This is a genomic window from Bradyrhizobium sp. 956_D2_N1_4, from assembly GCF_052076025.1.
GTDB lineage: Bacteria > Pseudomonadota > Alphaproteobacteria > Rhizobiales > Xanthobacteraceae > Bradyrhizobium > Bradyrhizobium barranii.
The window spans coordinates 2,523,992-2,543,212 of record NZ_CP197237.1; the positions used below are offsets into that span (position 1 = coordinate 2,523,992).

Annotated in this window: 17 protein-coding genes; 12 read left to right on the forward strand and 5 right to left on the reverse strand. The window is 65.6% G+C overall.

The window, feature by feature from the left end:
• Positions 1-20: 20 nt before the first annotated feature.
• Together AB7535_RS11390 and AB7535_RS11395 are read left to right on the forward strand one after the other, a co-directional pair.
• Positions 21-1,037 carry a transporter gene (locus AB7535_RS11390; protein WP_028157684.1) on the forward strand — a complete coding sequence of 339 codons (1,017 nt, stop codon included), beginning with the start codon at positions 21-23 and terminating at the stop codon, positions 1,035-1,037.
• Between the two features lie 21 nt (positions 1,038-1,058).
• Positions 1,059-2,462: a carbohydrate porin gene (locus AB7535_RS11395; protein WP_439036281.1), complete on the forward strand. Its 1,404-nt coding sequence runs from the start codon at positions 1,059-1,061 to the stop codon at positions 2,460-2,462.
• On the opposite strand, the gene AB7535_RS11400 is transcribed toward AB7535_RS11395, so the two are convergent.
• The 3 genes from AB7535_RS11400 to AB7535_RS11410 all read right to left on the reverse strand — a co-directional run bounded on the left by AB7535_RS11400 (position 2,459) and on the right by AB7535_RS11410 (position 6,124).
• On the reverse strand, positions 2,459-3,754 hold the full coding sequence (locus AB7535_RS11400; RefSeq protein WP_354176746.1) for an MFS transporter: 1,296 nt from the start codon (positions 3,752-3,754) through the stop codon (positions 2,459-2,461). The two genes, AB7535_RS11395 and AB7535_RS11400, sit on opposite strands and share 4 nt — an antisense overlap.
• A gap of 113 nt (positions 3,755-3,867) precedes the next feature.
• Entirely contained in the window at positions 3,868-5,064 is a 1,197-nt protein-coding gene (locus AB7535_RS11405; RefSeq protein WP_135214330.1) for an acetyl-CoA C-acyltransferase, read from the reverse strand.
• Positions 5,065-5,353: 289 nt separating this feature from the next.
• Entirely contained in the window at positions 5,354-6,124 is a 771-nt protein-coding gene (locus AB7535_RS11410) for an enoyl-CoA hydratase (RefSeq protein ID WP_135214329.1), read from the reverse strand.
• A gap of 153 nt (positions 6,125-6,277) precedes the next feature.
• Between AB7535_RS11410 and AB7535_RS11415 the strand changes: the two genes are divergently transcribed.
• Both AB7535_RS11415 and AB7535_RS11420 read left to right on the forward strand, forming a co-directional pair.
• On the forward strand, positions 6,278-6,808 hold the full coding sequence (locus AB7535_RS11415; protein WP_085402205.1) for a PaaI family thioesterase: 531 nt from the start codon (positions 6,278-6,280) through the stop codon (positions 6,806-6,808).
• Between the two features lie 69 nt (positions 6,809-6,877).
• The gene (locus AB7535_RS11420; RefSeq protein WP_135214327.1) at positions 6,878-7,498 is read left to right on the forward strand and encodes a TetR/AcrR family transcriptional regulator; all 621 of its coding nucleotides are present in this window, start codon (positions 6,878-6,880) and stop codon (positions 7,496-7,498) included.
• A gap of 238 nt (positions 7,499-7,736) precedes the next feature.
• On the opposite strand, the gene AB7535_RS11425 is transcribed toward AB7535_RS11420, so the two are convergent.
• Complete coding sequence (locus tag AB7535_RS11425) at positions 7,737-8,645, reverse strand: LysR family transcriptional regulator (RefSeq protein ID WP_028157678.1); 909 nt, start codon at positions 8,643-8,645, stop codon at positions 7,737-7,739.
• A gap of 101 nt (positions 8,646-8,746) precedes the next feature.
• On the opposite strand from AB7535_RS11425, the gene AB7535_RS11430 reads away from it, so the two are divergent.
• From AB7535_RS11430 to AB7535_RS11465, 8 genes are all read left to right on the forward strand, one after another.
• Complete coding sequence (locus tag AB7535_RS11430) at positions 8,747-10,243, forward strand: CoA-acylating methylmalonate-semialdehyde dehydrogenase (RefSeq protein ID WP_135214326.1); 1,497 nt, start codon at positions 8,747-8,749, stop codon at positions 10,241-10,243.
• Positions 10,244-10,266: 23 nt separating this feature from the next.
• The gene (locus AB7535_RS11435) at positions 10,267-11,412 is read left to right on the forward strand and encodes an isobutyryl-CoA dehydrogenase (protein WP_135214325.1); all 1,146 of its coding nucleotides are present in this window, start codon (positions 10,267-10,269) and stop codon (positions 11,410-11,412) included.
• Complete coding sequence (locus AB7535_RS11440) at positions 11,409-12,476, forward strand: enoyl-CoA hydratase/isomerase family protein (RefSeq protein WP_135214324.1); 1,068 nt, start codon at positions 11,409-11,411, stop codon at positions 12,474-12,476. The genes AB7535_RS11435 and AB7535_RS11440 overlap by 4 nt, the downstream gene beginning before the upstream one ends.
• Positions 12,477-12,500: 24 nt before the next feature.
• Positions 12,501-13,397, forward strand: coding sequence for a 3-hydroxyisobutyrate dehydrogenase (gene mmsB / locus AB7535_RS11445; protein WP_275552104.1), 897 nt, complete (start codon positions 12,501-12,503; stop codon positions 13,395-13,397).
• Positions 13,397-15,112 carry an AMP-binding protein gene (locus AB7535_RS11450; RefSeq protein WP_135214322.1) on the forward strand — a complete coding sequence of 572 codons (1,716 nt, stop codon included), beginning with the start codon at positions 13,397-13,399 and terminating at the stop codon, positions 15,110-15,112. The genes mmsB and AB7535_RS11450 overlap by 1 nt, the downstream gene beginning before the upstream one ends.
• On the forward strand, positions 15,113-15,592 hold the full coding sequence (locus AB7535_RS11455; protein ID WP_014495943.1) for a MaoC family dehydratase: 480 nt from the start codon (positions 15,113-15,115) through the stop codon (positions 15,590-15,592).
• A gap of 238 nt (positions 15,593-15,830) precedes the next feature.
• Positions 15,831-16,748, forward strand: a complete 918-nt coding sequence (locus tag AB7535_RS11460; RefSeq protein WP_071914878.1) for an SDR family NAD(P)-dependent oxidoreductase — start codon at positions 15,831-15,833, stop codon at positions 16,746-16,748.
• Complete coding sequence (locus AB7535_RS11465; protein ID WP_167767999.1) at positions 16,745-17,965, forward strand: NAD(P)/FAD-dependent oxidoreductase; 1,221 nt, start codon at positions 16,745-16,747, stop codon at positions 17,963-17,965. Before AB7535_RS11460 ends, AB7535_RS11465 begins: the two co-directional genes overlap by 4 nt.
• On the opposite strand, the gene AB7535_RS11470 is transcribed toward AB7535_RS11465, so the two are convergent.
• Entirely contained in the window at positions 17,966-19,183 is a 1,218-nt protein-coding gene (locus tag AB7535_RS11470) for an MFS transporter (RefSeq protein ID WP_439036282.1), read from the reverse strand.
• Between the last annotated feature and the right edge of the window lie 38 nt (positions 19,184-19,221).

Below are 19,221 nucleotides of genomic sequence, written 5' to 3' on the forward strand. Positions count from 1 at the left end.
GTTGACGGTTGGGGTTGGCCATGGCTGAGCCGGCGAAGCTTGTCAGCGCGATATCGGATTCCGTGCCCGCCATTCCCGGCCTGGTCTGGGCGTTCCGGCTGCACGGCGATGGCAGCGCCGAGGCGCTGCCGATCGACCAGCCGATCGAGTTCAGCCACGACGGCCGGCTCTGGTTGCATTTCAACCTGACCGATGCGCGCGCACGGCCCTGGATCGCGGCGTCACAGCTGCCGCCGCTCGCGCGCGACCTCCTGCTGTCCAACGACACTTTCCAGCAGCTTCACGTCATCGACCATTGCGTCTACGGCGTCTTCTCCGATCTCGTGCGCGACATCGACAGCGCGACGGAGGAGACCGCGTTCCTGCGTTTCGCCATGACCGAGCATCTTCTCGTCAGCGGCCGGCATCAGGCGCTGTGCTCGGCCGATGCGACGCGCCGCGTGCTCGAAGGCGGCTACCGCGTCGACAACGTCGCCCATCTCCTGGAAAAGATCGTCGACGAGGTCGCCGACACGCTGGACCGGATGGCGGACAAGCTCGGCCAGGAGATCGACGACATCGAGGAACGGATTTTGGCCGACGACGCCAAGCCGGAGATGCGCCGCAATCTCGGCCGGCTGCGCCGGACCTGCGTCAGGTTGCATCGCCAGCTCACCGGCCTGCGCGTGCTGTTCCACCGGCTCGATCAGAAGAACACCGATCATCTCGCGCCGGCCTTACGCATTCACGCCGGCAAGCTGGCGCAGCGGCTGGACGGGCTCGATCACGACATCGTCGAGCTCCGCGAACGCAGCCGCCTGCTCGAGGAGGAGCTGCGCTTCAAGAACGAGGAGGAGAGCAACCACCACCTCCACACGCTCTCCATCGTGACCTCGCTGCTGCTGCCGCCGACCCTGATCACCGGCATCTTCGGCATGAACACCAAGGGCCTGCCGCTCACCGATGTCGAGAGCGGATTTCTCTGGGCGGCGCTGTTGATGGCCTCGTCGGTGGGGGCGGCCTATCTGTTCATGCGGCGCACGGGTATCTTCAGGTAGCGTACGCAGCCGGTATCAGCCGTGATCGGGACGTCCCACAGATTTCCGCTGCGAAATGCGGCCGCGATCGTGCTGGCCTCAACGGTGGCGAGCACCGGCGCGCTCGCCGGCGCCAAGGACGAAAGCGCGGCCGCATGGCTGGCGCCAAAATGGTTCAACGAATGGCATGACGGGCTCGCCAACAAGGGCCTGAATTTCGGCGCCACCTATATCGCCGACAACATCGCCAACGTCTCCGGCGGCGTGAAGCGTGGCGCCATCCATTTCGGGCGCCTCGATCTCTCGGTCGATGCCGATCTCGACAAGCTCGTGGGCTGGACCGGTGGCCGCTTCTACGCCAATGCGTTCGTGATCTACGGCCAGGGGCTCTCCCGCAACTACGTGATGAACCTCGCCACCATCAGCGAGATCGAGGCATTGCCGGACCAGCGGCTCTACAACGCCTATTTCGAGCAGAGCTTCTTCGGCGACCGCCTGAACATCAGGGCCGGCCAGCAGGCCGCCGACGTCGAATTCTTCGACAGCCAGACCGACGACCTCTTCATCAACGGCACCTTCGGCTGGCCCGCGATCAAGGCGAGCAATCTTCCCGCCGGCGGCCCGGCACCGCCGATCGCGGTGCCGGGCATCCGCATCAAGGCGGCGCTGACCGAGAACATCACCGCGTTCGGTGCGGTGTTCAACGGCGATCCGTCTGGCCCGGGCGAGGCGGATCCGCAGCTGCGCGACCATCATGGCCTGGCGTTCCGCGTCAACGATCCGCCGTGGGTGATCGGGCAGGTCCGATTCAACTACGACATCGATATCGGCGGCCGGCCGCTCGCCGGCAATTTCACGCCGGGCGCCTGGAAGCATTACGGCTCGTTCGACAGCCAGCGTTTTACGGCGGAGGGGCTGTCGATCGCCGATCCCGGCGGAAGCGGTGTGCCTGCAAGACTTCGCGGCAATTACGGTATCTTCGCCGTCATCGAGCAGGTGCTCTATCGCCCGCCGGAGGTGAAGGACAACACCACGTCAGCCTCGATCCCGGGCGTCACCGCGTTCGGCCGCATTGCCTACAGCGCGCCGGACCGCAATCTGATTGACCTTTATGTGGACGGCGGCATCGGCTTCGTCGGCTTCACGCCAGGTCGTCCGCTCGACCGCTTCGGCGTGGCGATGGCCTATATGCGGATTTCGAACACCGCGCGCAATCTTGATCTCGATACGCAGGCCTTCAGCGGCATCCAAAGCCCGGTGCGCAGCAACGAGACGCTGATCGAGATGATCTACGAGGCGCATATCAAGCCGGGCTGGCTGATCGCGCCTTACTTTCAATACGTGTTCCGCCCCTCCGGCGGCATCCCCAATCCGAACGATCCGACCGGCGTTTCGCGGATCGGTGACGCCGCAGTCTTCGGCGTCACCATCACGATCAGGTATTAGGCCATCGCCGGCTTCGGCTCGGCCTTTGGTTGCCGCGACAGCGCCAGAACGATCAGCGAGGCGAACACGCAGAGCGCGCCGGCGATGAAGAACGCGGGCAGGTAGCTCTCATAGACCGTCCGCGAGAAACCGGCGCCGAACGCCGCGGTGCCTGCGCCGAGCTGATGGCCAGCAAAGATCCAGCCGAACACCAGATTGGCGCGCTCGGGCCCGAACTTCTGCGCGGTGAGCCGCACCGTCGGCGGCACCGTGGCGATCCAGTCGAGGCCGTAGAACATCGCGAAGATCGATAGCCCGTAGAACGAGAAGTCGCTGAAGGGCAGGAAGATCAGCGAGAGCCCGCGCAGGCCGTAGTACCAGAACAGGAGGTAGCGGTTGTCGTAGCGGTCCGACAGCCAGCCCGACATGATGGTGCCGAAGAAGTCGAAGATACCCATCGCGGCGAGCAGGCCTGCCGCCTGTACCTGCGGGATGCCGAAATCGAGGCACATCGGGATCAGGTGCACCTGGACGAGGCCGTTGGTCGACGCGCCGCAGACGAAGAAGGTCGCAAACAGGATCCAGAACGCGCGCGACTTCGAGGCGTCGCGCAGCGTGCCGAGCGCCACGCCCGTAATCGAGCCATGGCTGACCGGCGGGGCCGGCAGGGGCTCGGTGCCTTCGTCGCCGAACGGGCGCAGGCCCACATCGCTCGGCCGGTCGCGCATCGCGAGGAGAACCGCCACGGCGGAGACGCCGAGCGCGATGCAGACGAAGCCGAGCGCGAGCCGCCAGCCGTAACGTTCGGTCAGGCTTGCGAGCAGCGGCAGGAATACGAGCTGGCCGGTGGCGACGCTCGCGGTCATGATGCCGACGACGAGGCCACGCCGCGCGGCGAACCAGCGCGTCGCGATGGTGGCGCCCAGCACCAGCGCGGTCATGCCGGTGCCGATGCCGATCACGACGCCCCACAGCAACACGAGCTGCCAGACTTGCGTCATGCCGAGCGAAGCCACAAGCGCCGAGACGACGATGAGCTGGGCCGTCAGCGTGACGTTGCGCAGGCCGTAGCGATTGAGCAGGGCGGCCGCGAACGGAGCCATCAGCCCGAACAGGATGAAGCGGATCGACAGCGCTGAGGAAATCTGCGCCGTGCTCCAGCCGAACTCGTGCTGAAGCGGGACGATGAAGACGCCGGGCGCGCCGACCGTGCCGGCGCTGATCAGCGCGGTGAGGAAGGTCACGCCGACCATCACCCAGCCGTAGTGGATATTGCGGCGGCCGAGTGTCGCCGCGAGCCAGTTCGAGATCATTGGGCCTCAATGTTTGATGGGCAGGCTTTGAGACACCTGCACGAGCTTGTAGAATGGCACGGGACGTGTCTGTCGAAAATGACAGAGTTCCCTCATTTTCGGACGTTTCTAGGTCAGTGCGTCAGACGCTCCACGGCGATGGCCGTGGCTTCACCGCCGCCAATGCAGAGTGCCGCAACGCCGCGCTTGAGGTTTTGCGCCTCGAGCGCGTGCAGCAGCGTCACGATCAGCCGCGCGCCGGTGGCACCGATGGGATGGCCGAGCGCGCAGGCGCCGCCGTTGATGTTCAGCTTCTCGCGCGGGATGCCGAGGTCGCGCTGCGCCGCCATCGCCACCACGGCGAAGGCCTCGTTGATCTCGAACAGGTCGACGTCGCCGGCGCTCCAGCCGACCTTGTCGAGCAGCTTGCGGATCGCCGGGATCGGAGCCGTCGTGAACCATTGCGGCTCCTGGCTGTGGGTGGCGTGGCCCTTGATCTCGGCGATTGCCGGCAGGCCGTTGCGATCAGCCAGCGAGCGCTTCGTCAGCACCAGCGCCGCGGCGCCGTCGGCATTGGCGGAGGAGGCGGCCGGCGTGATGGTGCCGTTGGCGCGGAACGCCGGCTTCAATCCGGGGATTTTCGCAGGATCGACCTTCAGCGGATGCTCGTCATTGGCGACGATGCGCGGGCCTGCTTTCTCGGTCAGCGTGAGCGGCGCGATCTCGGCCTTGAACGCGCCGCTCTCGACCGCCTTGCGCGCACGGCTCAGCGTCTCCATCGCATAGGCATCCTGGTCCTTGCGGGTGAACTGATAGGCTTCCGCGGTGGCCTCGCCGAAATCGCCCATGGAACGGCCGGTCTCGTAGGCATCCTCCAGCCCGTCCATCATCATGTGGTCGATGATGCGGTCGTGCCCGGCGCGGTAGCCACCGCGGGCCTTGGCGAGCAGATAGGGCGCGTTGCTCATGCTCTCCATGCCGCCGGAAACGACGATCTCGGCCGAGCCTGCGCGGATGATGTCGTGCGCCAGCATGGTCGCCTTCATGCCGGAGCCGCAGACCTTGTTGACGGTGGTGGCGCCCGTGGCGTCGGGCAGGCCGGCCGCGCGCGCCGCCTGGCGAGCCGGCGCCTGGCCTTGTCCGGCCGGCAGCACACAGCCCATGAAAACTTCATCCACCTTCTCGGGCGCAAGCTTGGCGCGCTCCAGCGCGGCGTTGATCACATGCGATCCGAGCTTGTGTGCCGCTAGCGGCGACAGCTCGCCCATGAAGCGGCCGAGCGGGGTGCGGGCGGCGGAGACGATGACGACGGGATCGGCGGCTTCGGCCATGATGAAACTCCCAGCGATGACGGAAAAGATTATGGTCATCATATGATGCGGCGCAAAAAATGCAACCGCGGCCGGCATGAGAAATTGTCGTGGTTCGGATGAGATTTGGTCGTTCGATTGGAGGAGGGGTGCGGCTTGGGCTGCGGCTAGGGGGGCGGTAGCCGCCACACCAAACACTGTCATCGCCCGCGAAGGCGGGCGATCCAGTACTCCGAGGCAGCTGTGATGAATCGAGGGGCCGCGGCGTACTGGATGCCCCGCCTTCGCGGGGCATGACACTGTCTTTGGATTATCTCTTCCTGTTTACGAAAGCCTGCATCAGCCGCGTCGGCTCGTCCGTCAGGAACGACTCGCCGAACACCTTGACGCTGAGATTTACCGACTCCGTCAGCGGTAATTCCTCCCATTGCCGCAGCAGCGCCTTTTGCGACCGCAGCGCCTCCGGGCCGCATTCGAGCAGCGCCTTCACGACGTGTTCGACCTCGGCATCCAATCCACCCTCCGGTGCGACCTTGTCGATCAGTCCCCAGGCCAGCGCCGTCGGCGCGTCGATGTTCTCCGCCGTCATCACCAGCCAGCGGGCGCGGGCCCAGCCGATCAGGCGCGGAAGCAGGGCGGCGTGGATCACCGAGGGGATGCCGACGCGGACCTCCGGCATGCCGAAATGCGCATCGTGTGCAGCGATTCTGAAATCGCAGGCGGCGGCGACTTCGAGGCCGCCGCCGAGGCACCAGCCCGGCATCCGCGCGATCACGGGGGCCGGGAATTGGCGGACGGCCTCGCAGAGATCACGCAGGCGGCTGATGAAGGCTTCGGCTGACCTCTGGTCGAGCTTGGCCATCTCCTTGATGTCGGCGCCGCCGATCATGCTCTTCTCGCTCTGGCCGCGCAGCACCACGACGCGGATGCTGCGGTCAGTCGCGAGGGTCTGCAGGCCTTCGCTCACGGCATCGGTGACGGGCGAGCCCAGAATGTTCAGCGGGCCGGCGTTGCAGATCGCGACATGGACGACGCCGCGCGCATCGCGCGTCACGCCGCAGTGATTGTTGAGCATTTCCATCGGAGCATCTCGGAGTTTCGTGGACATGCGCGAGGCGCGCGGGTCGGGATCACTTCGGTGCCGAAACGCTCTGCTTGTCAAGCGGGTGGGAGACGGAGTTGCCATGGCGAAGTTCGTGACATAGTATGACATATATCATACAAAGGGGCCGCCATGACCTGTAACGATCAACTCGACCTGTTTTCGCCCGCGCAGCGGCGTGAGCGCGTGGTGGACTGGCAGGTGCCTGCGCCGGTTGCAAAAGCAGCGATGGGGCTTTCAGGCATGGACGCGATGCTGGGAATCCGCGACGGCCGGTTGCCGCCGCCGCCCTTCGCAAAATTGATCGGTTTCACCATGGCCGTGGTCGAGCCGGGCCGGATCGTGATGGAACTTGAGCCGCGCGAGGATCTCGAAAATACCATTGGCCTCCTGCACGGCGCGACCGCCGCGGCGCTGATTGATACCGCCATGGGCTGCGCGATTTCGACGCGGCTGGAGCCCGGGCAATCGTCCGTGACCCTCGACCTGAAAATGACGTTCCTGCGCCCGCTGTCGGTCCGTTCCGGGCTAATCTCGGCCGAAGGCAAGATCATCAAGCTGGGGCGTCAGGCCAGCTACACGGAAGGCTTCGTGCGCGACGGCAAGGGTGCGCTCGCAGTCCATGCAACTGCAACCTTTTCCATGATCGGCGCGACAACTTAACATGAATTAATGCACCGCCTGGTCCATTTCTGTGTTATGAGATGATCTCCGACATTCAATGAGACCCGCATGCGCTATTCCCGGGAACACAAGCAGGAAACCCACGACCGAATCGTGAAGAAGGCCTCCGTGCGGCTGCGCGAAAAAGGCGCTCACGGCATCGGCGTCGCCGACCTCATGAAGGAGGCGGGCCTGACCCACGGCGGCTTCTACGCGCATTTCGACTCGCGCGAGGCGCTGGTGATCGAGGCCTTTGCCTACGCCATGGACCGCTCGATGGAGCACTGGCGCAAGCAGTCCGATCAGGTCGCGCCCGAAAAGCAACTGACCCAGATCGTCGAGACCTATCTCTCGGCGCTGCATCGGGACAATCCCGGCCACGGCTGCTCGATTCCCGCGCTCGGCGCCGAGATCGCCCGCGAGAGCCCGAAGACGCGCAAGGCCTTTGCCGGAAAGCTCGACGAGATGGTCGAGATGATGACCGATTTCATCCCCAACCTGCCGCGCAAGGCCGCGCGCAAGCAGGCGATCGCGACATTGGCCACGATGGCCGGCACCATGTTGCTGGCGCGCATCGCAGGATCGAGCGAGCTGTCGGACGAGGTGCTGAAGGCGGGCAAGGACAGCGCGCTCGATGGCGCGAAGCGCGAGCCGAAGGCGGCTGCGGCGAAAAAGGTGAAGCAGAATTAGGCCAACTACGCTCTCAGAACCTCATCCTGAGGAGACCGCGAAGCGGTCGTCTCGAAGGATGGCTGCGGGCGAGATGTCGGCCTGCATGGTTCGAGACGGCGCTTCGCGCTTCCCCACCATGAGGGTTTGGCAGTGCCGTAGGGTGGGCAAAGCGAAGCGTGCCCACCATGCAGCCGCGAGTGTGGAGAGATGGTGGGCACGGCGCTAGGGCGCCTTTGCCCACCCTACGAGACCGTCGTTACCTTCCCGCAAACAACGCCCGCTCGCGCTCCACGATCTCGCCGATGTAATCGGCCACCGCGCGGATCCGCGCGAGATCCTTGCTGTCCGCGTGCATCAGCATCCAGAACGTCCGCGTGATCGATATCTCCTCCGGCAGCACGGCCACCAGTTGCGGATAATCACTCGCCATGAAGTGTGGCAGCACGGCGATGCCGAAGCCCGCGAGCGTGGAGTTGAGCTGCGCGATCAGATTGGCGCTGCGGAAGCGCGCCGAAATCCGCGGCGATACCTGCGGGAGGTAATCGAGCTCGGGCGTGAACAGGAGCTCCTCGATATAGCCGACGAAGCGATGCTGCGGCAGGTCCTGCCGCGAGGTGATCTTCGGGAAGCGGTCGAGATAGGCCGGCGCCGCATAAAGCCCGAGGCGGTAGTCCAGGAGCTTGCGGCCGACGATGCGGCCTTCCTTCGGCATGGTCAGGCTGATCGCGATATCGGCCTCGCGCTTGGAGAGACTGAACAGCCGCGCGGTGGCCACAAGTTGCAGATCGAGGTCGGGGTAGCGGTCGGCGAACGGCGCCAGCCGCGGCGCCAGGAAGGCGGTACCGAACCCGTCGGGCGCGCCGATCCGCACCGTTCCGGTCAGCCGTGCCACCGAGCCGCCGACCTGCTCCTGGTTGGCGACGATGGTCGATTCCATGGCTTCCGCGCTGTCGGCGACGCGCTGGCCGGCCTCGGTGAGGAGATAGCCGGTCTTGCGCCGGTCAAACAGCTTTGCCGAGAGGTGTCTCTCCAGCCGGTCGACACGGCGGATCACGGTGGCGTGGTCCACTCCGAGCTGTTTAGCAGCAGCCGAAACCGAGCCGCCCCGCACGATGGCCAGCACGAAGCGGAAGTCGTCCCAGTCGATGCTACCTTGATCCAGCATTTTCGCACATCTATGGTGCATTATCTCAGACTTGAATCCTATAAAATGCAGGTCGATAGGATTTGTCAAAGCGTTCACGCTCGACCTCAGGAGATCATTCCATGCGTTCAATCGGACATTTCATCGGTGGCAAGGAGGTCAAGGGCACCTCAGGCCGGACGGCGGACGTATTCGAGCCGATGACCGGTGACGTCCAGGCCAAGGTGGCGCTGGCGTCCAAGGCCGAGGTCCGCGCTGCCGTGGAGAACGCCCGTGCCGCCCAGCCGGAATGGGCTGCGACCAACCCGCAGCGCCGGGCCCGCGTCATGATGAAATTCGTGGAACTGGTGCAGCGCGACTACGACAAGCTCGCCGAGCTGCTCGCGCGTGAGCATGGCAAGACCGTGCCGGATGCCAAGGGCGACATTCAGCGCGGCCTCGAAGTCGCGGAGTTCGCCTGCGGCATCCCGCATCTGATGAAGGGCGAATACACCGAAGGCGCCGGCCCCGGCATCGATATCTATTCCATGCGCCAGCCGCTCGGCGTCGTCGCCGGCATCACGCCGTTCAATTTCCCGGCGATGATCCCGATGTGGAAGTTCGCCCCCGCCATCGCCTGCGGCAATGCCTTCATCCTGAAGCCGTCCGAGCGCGACCCCGGCGTGCCGATGATGCTCGCCGAGCTGATGATCGAGGCGGGCCTGCCGGCCGGCATCCTCAACGTCGTCAACGGCGACAAGGAAGCGGTCGACGCCATCCTGGACGATCCCGACGTCAAGGCCATCGGCTTCGTCGGCTCCACGCCGATCGCGCAATACATCTACGAGCGCGCAGCCCAGACCGGCAAGCGCTGCCAGTGTTTTGGCGGCGCCAAGAACCACGCCATCATCATGCCCGACGCGGACATGGACCAGGCGGTCGATGCACTGATCGGCGCCGGCTACGGCTCGGCCGGCGAGCGCTGCATGGCCGTCTCCGTCGCCGTTCCCGTCGGCAAGTCCACCGCCGACCGGCTGATGGAAAAGCTGATCCCGCGCGTCGAGTCGCTCAAGATCGGCACCTCGATCGATCCGTCCGCCGACTACGGTCCGCTGGTCACGCGCGAGGCGGTCGAGAAGGTCAAGAGCTACATCGACATCGGCATCAAGGAAGGCGCGACGCTCGCCGTCGACGGCCGCGGCTTCAAGATGCAGGGCTACGAGAAGGGGTTCTATCTCGGCGGTTCGCTGTTCGACAACGTCACCAAGGAGATGCGGATCTACAAGGAAGAAATCTTTGGGCCCGTGCTCTCGGTCGTGCGCGCGCACGACTACAAGGAAGCGCTGGCGCTGCCGTCGGACCATGACTACGGCAACGGTGTCGCCATCTTCACCCGCGACGGCGATGCCGCGCGCGACTTCGCGGCCAAGGTCAATGTCGGCATGGTCGGCGTCAACGTGCCGATCCCGGTGCCGATCGCCTACTACACCTTCGGCGGCTGGAAGAAGTCGGGCTTCGGCGATCTCAACCAGCACGGCCCGGACTCGGTCCGCTTCTACACCAAGACCAAGACGGTGACCTCGCGCTGGCCGTCTGGCGTCAAGGAAGGTGCGGAGTTCTCGATCCCGCTGATGAAGTAACCCTCTCAAGAGCGAGGCCGGGGATGCAGTTCGCTCTGAACGAGGATCAGGTCGCGGTTCGCGACATGGCGTTGGCGTTTGCGGCCGAGAAGATCGCGCCGCACGCGTTGCGCTGGGACGAGGAAAAGCATTTCCCCGTCGACGTGATGCGCGAGGCGGCGACCCTCGGCATGGGCGGCATCTACATCCGCGAGGATGTCGGTGGTTCCGCCATGACGCGGTTCGACGCGGCGCTGATCTTCGAGGCGCTGGCGACGGGCTGTCCGACCACCTCGGCCTTCATCTCCATCCACAACATGGCGTCCTGGATGATCGATGGCTTCGGCAGCGACACCCAGCGCCACAAATGGTTGCCGAAACTCTGCTCGATGGAGCTGATTGCGAGCTACTGCCTGACCGAGCCGGGTGCCGGCTCGGACGCCGCGGCGCTGCGCACGCGCGCGGTGCGCGACGGCGATCATTACGTCCTCAACGGCCAGAAGCAGTTCATCTCCGGCGCCGGCGGCACGGATCTCCTTGTCGCCATGGTCCGAACTGGCGGTGACGGCCCCGGCGGCATCTCGACCGTCGTGATCGACGGCAACACGCCCGGCGTCTCCTACGGCGCCAATGAGCGCAAGATGGGCTGGAATGCGCAGCCGACCCGCGCCGTGATGTTCGAGAACGCCCGCGTGCCGGTTGCCAACCGGCTGGGCGAGGAGGGCATCGGCTTCAAGATCGCGATGGCCGGCCTCGACGGCGGCCGCCTCAACATCACCGCATGCTCGCTCGGCGGCGCGCAGACCGCGCTCGACAAGGCGCGCACCTACATGAAGGAGCGCAAGGCTTTTGGAAAACGTCTCGACGAATTCCAGGCATTGCAATTCCGGCTCGCCGATATGGCGATCGAGCTCGAGGCCGCGCGCACCTTCCTGTGGCGCGCAGCGGCTGCGCTCGACCGCAAGGACCCCGATGCCACCATGCTGTGCGCGATGGCAAAGCGCTTCGGCACCGATGTCGGTTTCGAGGTCGCCAACCAGGCGCTCCAGCTCCATGGCGGCTACGGCTATCTCAGCGAATACGGCATCGAGAAGATCGTGCGCGATCTGCGCGTGCACCAGATCCTCGAAGGCACCAATGAAATCATGCGGCTCATCGTGGCGCGCAAATTGATCGAGGGCGCGCGATGAGTTCAGTGGAGGAGGGCGATCTGGTCGCCCGTGTCGAGGGCGCAGCCGGCGTGATCCGGCTCAATCGCCCCAAGGCCATCAACGCCGTGACGCTGGAGATGTTTCGCGACATCGAAAAGGCGCTCGACCGCTTCGAGGCTGATCCGGCTGTCGCCGTGATCCTGCTGGAGGGGGCCGGCGAGCGCGGCTTGTGCGCCGGCGGCGACATCCGCACGCTCTGGGAAAGCTCGAAGGTCAACGGCGACCTCGGCAAGATCCTGTGGCGCGAGGAATACATCCTCAACGCCCGGATCAAGAAGTTTCCGAAACCGTATGTCGCGTTCATGGACGGCATCGTGATGGGCGGCGGTGTCGGGCTCTCCGCCCACGCCAGCCACCGCGTCGTCACCGACCGCACCAGGCTCGCGATGCCCGAGGTCGGGCTCGGCTTCTTCCCGGATGTCGGCGGCACCTTTCTGTTGTCGCGCTCGCCGGGCGAGATCGGCACGTATTTCGGCCTGACCGGCCAGACCATGAACGGGCCCGATGCGATCCACGCGAGGTTCGCCGATGCCGTGGTGCCGGCCGCCAAATGGCCGGAGCTGCGCAACGCGCTGACGAAGGTTGGTCAGGGGGCGACTGCGGCCGATGTCAGCAAGCTCATTAACGGCTTTGCGACCGGAGAGGCCGCGGGGCCGGTCGCCGCGAAAGAGCCTGTTATCGACGCGCTGTTCGGCTTCGACCGCATGGAGGACATCGTCGCTGCGCTCAAGCGCGACGGCTCCGAGTTCGCGCAGGCCACGCTGAAGACGCTCAACGAGAAATCGCCGCGCGGCATGGTGGTGACGTTGAAGCTGCTGCGGCTCGCGCGCACTGCATCGAACCTGGAAGAGTGCCTGGTGCGCGAATATCGCGCTGCGCTGGAGGTCTTCCGCAGCGACGATTTCCGCGAAGGCGTGCGCGCGGCTGTGATCGACAAGGACCGCAATCCGACCTGGTCGCCGCCGCGCATCGAGGACGTGACGCCGGCGATGATTGCGCCGTATTTCGCCGAGATCGGCGCCGACGAACTGAAGTTCAACTAATCAACGAAACGTCTAGCGGAGGATATCGATATGGCCACGATCGCATTCATCGGTCTCGGCAACATGGGCGGCCCGATGGCGGCCAATCTGGTCAAGGCCGGCCACAAGGTGGTGGCGTTCGATCTCGTCGAAGCCTCCCGCAATCAGGCCAAGGCCGATGGGGCCGGCATCGCCGATAGCGCCACTGGTGCGGTGAAGGGAGCCGATGTCGTCGTCACCATGCTGCCGGCCGGCAAGCACGTGCTCGGCGTCTGGAGCGAGGTTGTTCCGGCCATGGCCAAGGGAGCGCTGATCATCGACAGCTCCACCATCGACGTCGAGAGCGCGCGTCAGGCGCATGCGCTGGCGGCCAAGCATGGCGTGCTCTCGGTCGATGCGCCGGTGTCCGGCGGCACGGGGGGTGCCAAGGGCGCGACGCTCACCTTCATGTGCGGCGGCGAGGAGAGTGCGTTTGCGGCGGCAAAGCCGGTGCTGGAGAAGATGGGCAAGAAGATCGTGCATTGCGGCGGCGCCGGCGCCGGTCAGGCGGCAAAGATTTGCAACAACATGATCCTCGGCATCTCCATGATCGCGGTGAGCGAGGCCTTTGCGCTCGGTGAGAAGCTCGGCCTCTCGCATCAGGCGCTGTTCGACGTTGCCTCGACCTCGTCGGGCCAATGCTGGTCGCTGACGACCTATTGCCCGGTGCCGGGCCCGGTGCCGACCTCGCCCGCCAACAACGATTACAAGCCGGGCTTTGCCTCGGCGCTGATGGTGAAGGATCTGACGCTGGCGCAGGACGCCGCCAAGGCCGCGGGAGCGGCCACGCCGCTCGGCAAGCATGCGCAGGAGATCTATCAGTCCTTCGATGCCGCCGGGCAGGGCGGGGTGGATTTTTCTGGAATTATCAAGCACGTTAGGGGGCTAGCCGGGAAAGCCTAATGACGACATTTCAGGACGCGCGCGCGTTTCTGCTTAAACACCGCACGGATTACGAGACAGCGGTCAAAGACTTCCGCTGGCCCGATCCGGTTCCCTTCAATTGGGCGCTCGACTGGTTCGACGAGCTCGCGAAGGATGCGGACACCAAGGACCGGCCCGCGCTCTGGATCGTCGATGCCGCACAGGACAAGCAAACCAAGCTGTCTTTCGCGGCGCTCTCGCAGCGCTCCAACCAGGTCGCCAACTTCCTGCGCGCGCAGGGTCTGAAGCGCGGCGACCACCTGCTGCTGCTGCTCGGCAATGTGGTGCCGTTGTGGGAGACGATGCTGGCGGCGATGAAGCTCGGCGTCGTCGTGATTCCCGCCACCACGCTGCTCACCGCGGACGAGCTGCGCGACCGGCTCGATCGCGGCAAGGCGAAGGCGGTGGTGGCAGCGCAAGACCAGGTCGCGAAATTCGCAAGCCTCGGTGCTGAGAATATCGTCCGCATCGTCGTCGGTGCGGCCTCCGATGGCTGGCTTGCCTATGACGAGGCAGCGAAGGCTTCGGAGAGCTTTACGGCTGACGGTCCGACCAATGCCGACGACCCGATGCTGCTCTATTTCACCTCGGGCACCACGGCGAAACCAAAGCTGGTGCTGCACAGCCAGCGCAGTTATCCCGTCGGCCATCTCTCGACCATGTATTGGATCGGGCTGAAGCCGGGCGACGTCCACCTCAACATCTCATCGCCCGGCTGGGCCAAGCACGCCTGGAGCTGCTTCTTCGCGCCGTGGAATGCGGGTGCGACCGTGTTCGTGGTCAACCAGCCGCGCTTCGATGCCAAGGGTCTGCTCGCCACCATCGGCCGCTGCGGCGTCACCACGCTGTGCGCGCCGCCGACGGTGTGGCGGCTGTTCATCCAGGAGAACCTTGCGGCGTTCAAGGTGAGCTTGCGCGAGGTCTGCGGCGCCGGCGAGCCGCTCAATCCGGAAGTGATCGACCAGGTGCAGGCCGCCTGGGGTCTCACCATCCGCGACGGCTACGGCCAGACCGAGACCACCGCACTGGCCGGCAACTCGCCGGGGCAAAAGATCAAGGTCGGCTCGATGGGCCGGCCGCTGCCGGGCTATCGCGTGCAGGTCAGCGACGCCGACGGCCATCCGGCGAAGGAAGGCGAGGTGGCCCTGGTGCTGGGGGCTGACCGTCCGGCCGGCCTGATGCAGGGCTATCAGGGCGACAACGGCAAGCTCTCGGGCGCGGAAGGCGCGCTCTACCGCAGCGGTGACGTCGTGTTCGCGGACGAGGATGGCTATCTCACCTTCGTTGGCCGTTCCGACGACGTGTTCAAATCCTCCGATTATCGCATCAGCCCGTTCGAGCTCGAGAGCGTGCTGCTCGAGCATGAGCTCGTCGCAGAAGCTGCGGTGGTGCCGAGCCCGGACCCGATCCGGCTCGCGATCCCCAAGGCCTTTGTGCTGCTGACATCAGGTGCGGAGCGCTCGCCCGAGACCGCGCTCTCGATCTTCAGGCATCTGCATACGCGCCTTGCACCGTTCAAGCGCATCCGCCGCCTTGAAATCGTCACCGAGCTGCCGAAGACGATCTCGGGCAAGATCCGCCGCGTGCAGCTCAGACGACTGGAGCGCGACGACGACCGCAACGATCCCCTGCGCGGTCGCGAATTCCGGGAAGAGGATTTTCCGGAGCTGCCGAAAACACGGAGTGAGACTTAAGTGAACGAAGTCTGGAAGAAGCCGCCGATTTCCCTCGAAGCCTATCAGGCCATGGTCGGCAAGGAGATCGGCGTGTCGTCGTGGCACCTGGTCGATCAGCCCCGCATCGACACGTATGCCGACGTGATCGAGGATCACCAGTTCATCCATGTCGATCCGGAGCGCGCGAAGAAAGAGACCGCCTTCGGCACCACCATCGCCCACGGCTTCCTGACGATGTCGCTGCTGTCGATCATGTCCTATGAGGTGATGCCGGTCATCGCCGGCACCACGATGGGCGTCAATTACGGCTTCGACAAGCTGCGCTTCATCTCGCCGGTGCGCTCAGGCAAACGCGTCCGCGGCCGTTTCGTGCTGGCGGAAGCCAAGCTGCGCAAGCCCAACGAGTTGCAGTCCCGCACCAACGTCACGGTGGAGATCGAGGGCGAGGACAAGCCGGCGCTGGTCGCCGACTGGCTGGGGTTGATCTATTTCGCCTGACCCGATGCGTCGTTGCCGGGCTTGACCCGGCAACCCATCGCTGCTCAAAAGCTGTCCAAATCGCGCTCGGTGCACCCTCTCCCCTTGTGGGAGAGGGTGGCGAAATCGAGCGGAGCGAGATGAAGCCGGGTGAGGGGTATCTCTCCACACGCTCATCTGCCGAGAGAGACCCCTCATCCGGCGCTTCGCGCCACCTTCTCCCACAAGGGGAGAAGGGAAGAAAGCACAAGGAAGCACAATGGCAATTAGGTTCGACGGACGTGTCGCCATCGTCACCGGCGCGGGTAATGGCCTCGGACGCGCGCATGCGCTGGGGCTGGCCAGCCGCGGCGCGAAGGTCGTCGTCAACGATTTCGGCGGCGCGCGTGACGGCAGCGGCGGCTCGTTGTCGCCGGCCGAAGCCGTCGTCGAGGAGATCCGCAAAGCCGGCGGCACCGCGATGGCCGACGGCGCCGACGTCTCCAATTTCGAGCAGGTCACCGCCATGGTCGAGCGCGCCACCAAGGAGTGGGGCAGCGTTGACCTGATGTGCGCCAACGCAGGCATCCTGCGCGACAAGTCGTTCGGCAAGATGGAGGCCGCCGATTTCCAGAAGGTGCTCGACGTGCATCTCGTCGGCACCTTCTATTGCTGCAAGGCGGCCTGGGCCGGCATGCGCGACCGCAATTACGGGCGCATCGTGCTGACGACCTCGTCCTCCGGCCTCTACGGCAATTTCGGCCAGGCCAATTACGGCGCGGCCAAGTCCGGCATGGTCGGCCTGATGAACGTGCTGGCCGAGGAAGGCCGCAAGACCGACATCCGCGTCAACATCATCTCGCCGACCGCGGCGACCCGCATGACGGAAGAGCTGCTGCCGCCACAGGCGCTGCAACTGATGAAGCCGAACGCGATCACGCCCGCTGTCGAATACATGCTGAGCGAGGACGCACCGACCCGCACCATCATGGGCGCCGGTGCCGGCTCCTTCGCCGTGATCAAGATTGTGGAGAGCGAAGGCATCAACCTGCCGGAATCCGAATGGACGCCGGATGCGGTCGCCGCGCATTTCGCCGAGATCAGCGACATGTCGAAGGCGAAGGCGCTGCAGGGCGCGTTCGAGCAGACGCAGAAATACGTGGCGCAGGCCGCGGCACGAGCGGGGATCAAGCTCTGACTGACGTCGCCGTCATCGGTGCCGGTCCCGCCGGGCTGATGGCGGCGGAGGTGCTGGCGCAGGGCGGCGCCCGCGTCACTGTCTACGATGGCATGCCGTCCGCGGGCCGCAAATTCCTGATGGCCGGTCGGGGCGGGCTCAACCTCACCCACAGCGAGCCGCTGCCGGAGTTCATGGCACGCTACCGCGAGGCAGCACCAAGGCTGCGAGCGGCAATCGAGGCGTTTTCCCCTGAGGCGCTACGGGTCTGGAGCGAAGCACTGGGCGAGCCGACCTTTGTCGGCACTAGCGGCCGTGTGTTTCCGAAGGCATTCAAGGCCTCGCCGTTGTTGCGCGCCTGGCTGCGGCGGCTCGATGCCGCGGGGGTACGCTTTGCCTTTCGTCATCGCTGGATCGGCTGGGACGGTGAGGGGCGGTTGCTATTTCGCACCAACGATGGGCAAAGGCCGATCGAAGCCAAAGCCACTGTGCTGGCGCTCGGCGGCGCAAGCTGGCCGCGGCTGGGCTCCGACGGCGGCTGGGCCGATATCCTTGCGTCCAAAGGCGTTGCGATCTCGAAGCTGCGGCCGGCTAATTCCGGCTTCACCGTCGCATGGTCCGACGTGTTCCGCGACCGCTTTGAGGGCCAGCCGCTCAAGGGCGTGGCGCTGACGATCGGGGCGCATACGGTCCGCGGCGAAGCCATGATCACGCGCAGCGGCATCGAAGGTGGCGCCATCTACGCGTTGTCGGCCGAGCTGCGCGAGGCGGTGCTGGGTCTCGGGCAGGCGACGTTGACGATCGCATTGCGGCCCGAGCTCGACGTGGCCGCGCTGACCACGCGCCTGTCGGGCACGCGCGGCAAGCAATCGCTCGCAAATTTCCTGCGCAAGGCGGCGCAATTGTCGCCGGTGGGCATCGGCCTGATGCAGGAGGCCGCCATCGCATCCGGCCGGCCGCTGGCGACGTTCTCGCCGGCGGAGCTTGCGAAGCTGATCAACGCCATTCCCGTTCAGCTCACCGGCGTTGCACCGATCGAGCGCGCCATCTCGACGGCGGGCGGGGTGACCTTCGACGAGCTCGACGACCACTTCATGCTGCGCAAGCTGCCGGGCGTATTCGCCGCCGGCGAGATGCTGGACTGGGAGGCGCCGACCGGCGGCTATCTGTTGCAGGCGTCGTTTGCGACGGGGGCGGTGGCCGGAAGGGGCGTGTTGCGATGGCTCGCGTCGTCCTGATCACGACGTGCCGGTCCTGGTCAGAAGATCGGTGAGAAGACCTAGCACACCAAAGCTCGCCGCGACCACGCAGACAGCGGTCCAGCCGCCAAAACTCCAGGCCAGCGAGGCCGCTGCGGAGCCGACGCCGCCGCCGATGAAGAACAGCGCAACGAACAGGCCGTTGATGCGGCCGCGCGCCTCGGGGTGCAGCAGATTGATGGCGCGGCGGCCGAGCGTCTGGTCGGCGGTGATGCCGACGTCGAGCAGGATCGTGCCGAGGCTCAATACCAGCAGAGCCGCCATGCGGGACTCCATCGCACCGGCCACGGCGCAGAGCGCGAGCGAGCCGATGATGAGCAGATGCGCCACAAGAAACAGCGGGCGCGCCCAGCCCTTATCGCCCCAGCGGCCAGCGAGCGGTGTCGCCGCGGCGCCTGCGACGCCGATCAGCGCGAAGGCCGCGATGCCCTTGGAGTCGAGGCCGAATGGCGCCTCCGGCAGGCGCAGCGCGACCGCCGACCAGAAGGCGGTGAAGGAGGCCATGACCAGCGATGCGGTCCAGGCCCGCACGCGCAGCACAGGTTCTTCCCGCAACAGCTTTGGGAACGAGCGGAGCAATTCGCCGTAGCCGACGCGGGCTGCCGGTCGCAGCGTCGGCAGATAACGGCCGAGCGCACCTGCGAGGAACGTCATCAGGATGGCTGAGGCGAGATAATAGGCACGCCAGCTCCAGAGATCTGCGATCAGGCTCGCTGCCGGCCGCGACAGCAGGATGCCGATCATCAATCCGCTCATGACTTCACCGATGGCCTGGCCGCGACGCTCGGGCGCCACCATCGAAGCCACGAGCGGAACCATCATCTGGATCGCGGCGCAGGAGGCGCCGAGAATGAACGTGGCGAGCAATAGCAGCGACGGCGTCGGCGCGAGCGCCGTTGCCAGCGCCGCGAAGATCGCGCAGCCGAGCGTGCGCAGGATCAGGCGCCGGTTCTCGATGAGATCGACCAGCGGCACCAGCAACAACAGGCCGAGCGCATAGCCGAGCAGCGTTAGCGTGCTGACGAGGCCAGCCTGCCAGGCGGTCATGACCAGCGACGGGCCGATCAGTCCAACGAGGATCTGCGGCGCGAACAAATTGGTGACGACGACGCCGGTGGTGATGGCGCCGAGCCAGATCAGGGATCGCTCGGCAAGTTGCTTCGGGGATGCGTGCTTGGTGGTTTCGGAGATGGTCATGGGACCTCGCGGGCAGGGTACGAGGTCCCCTTTAAGCG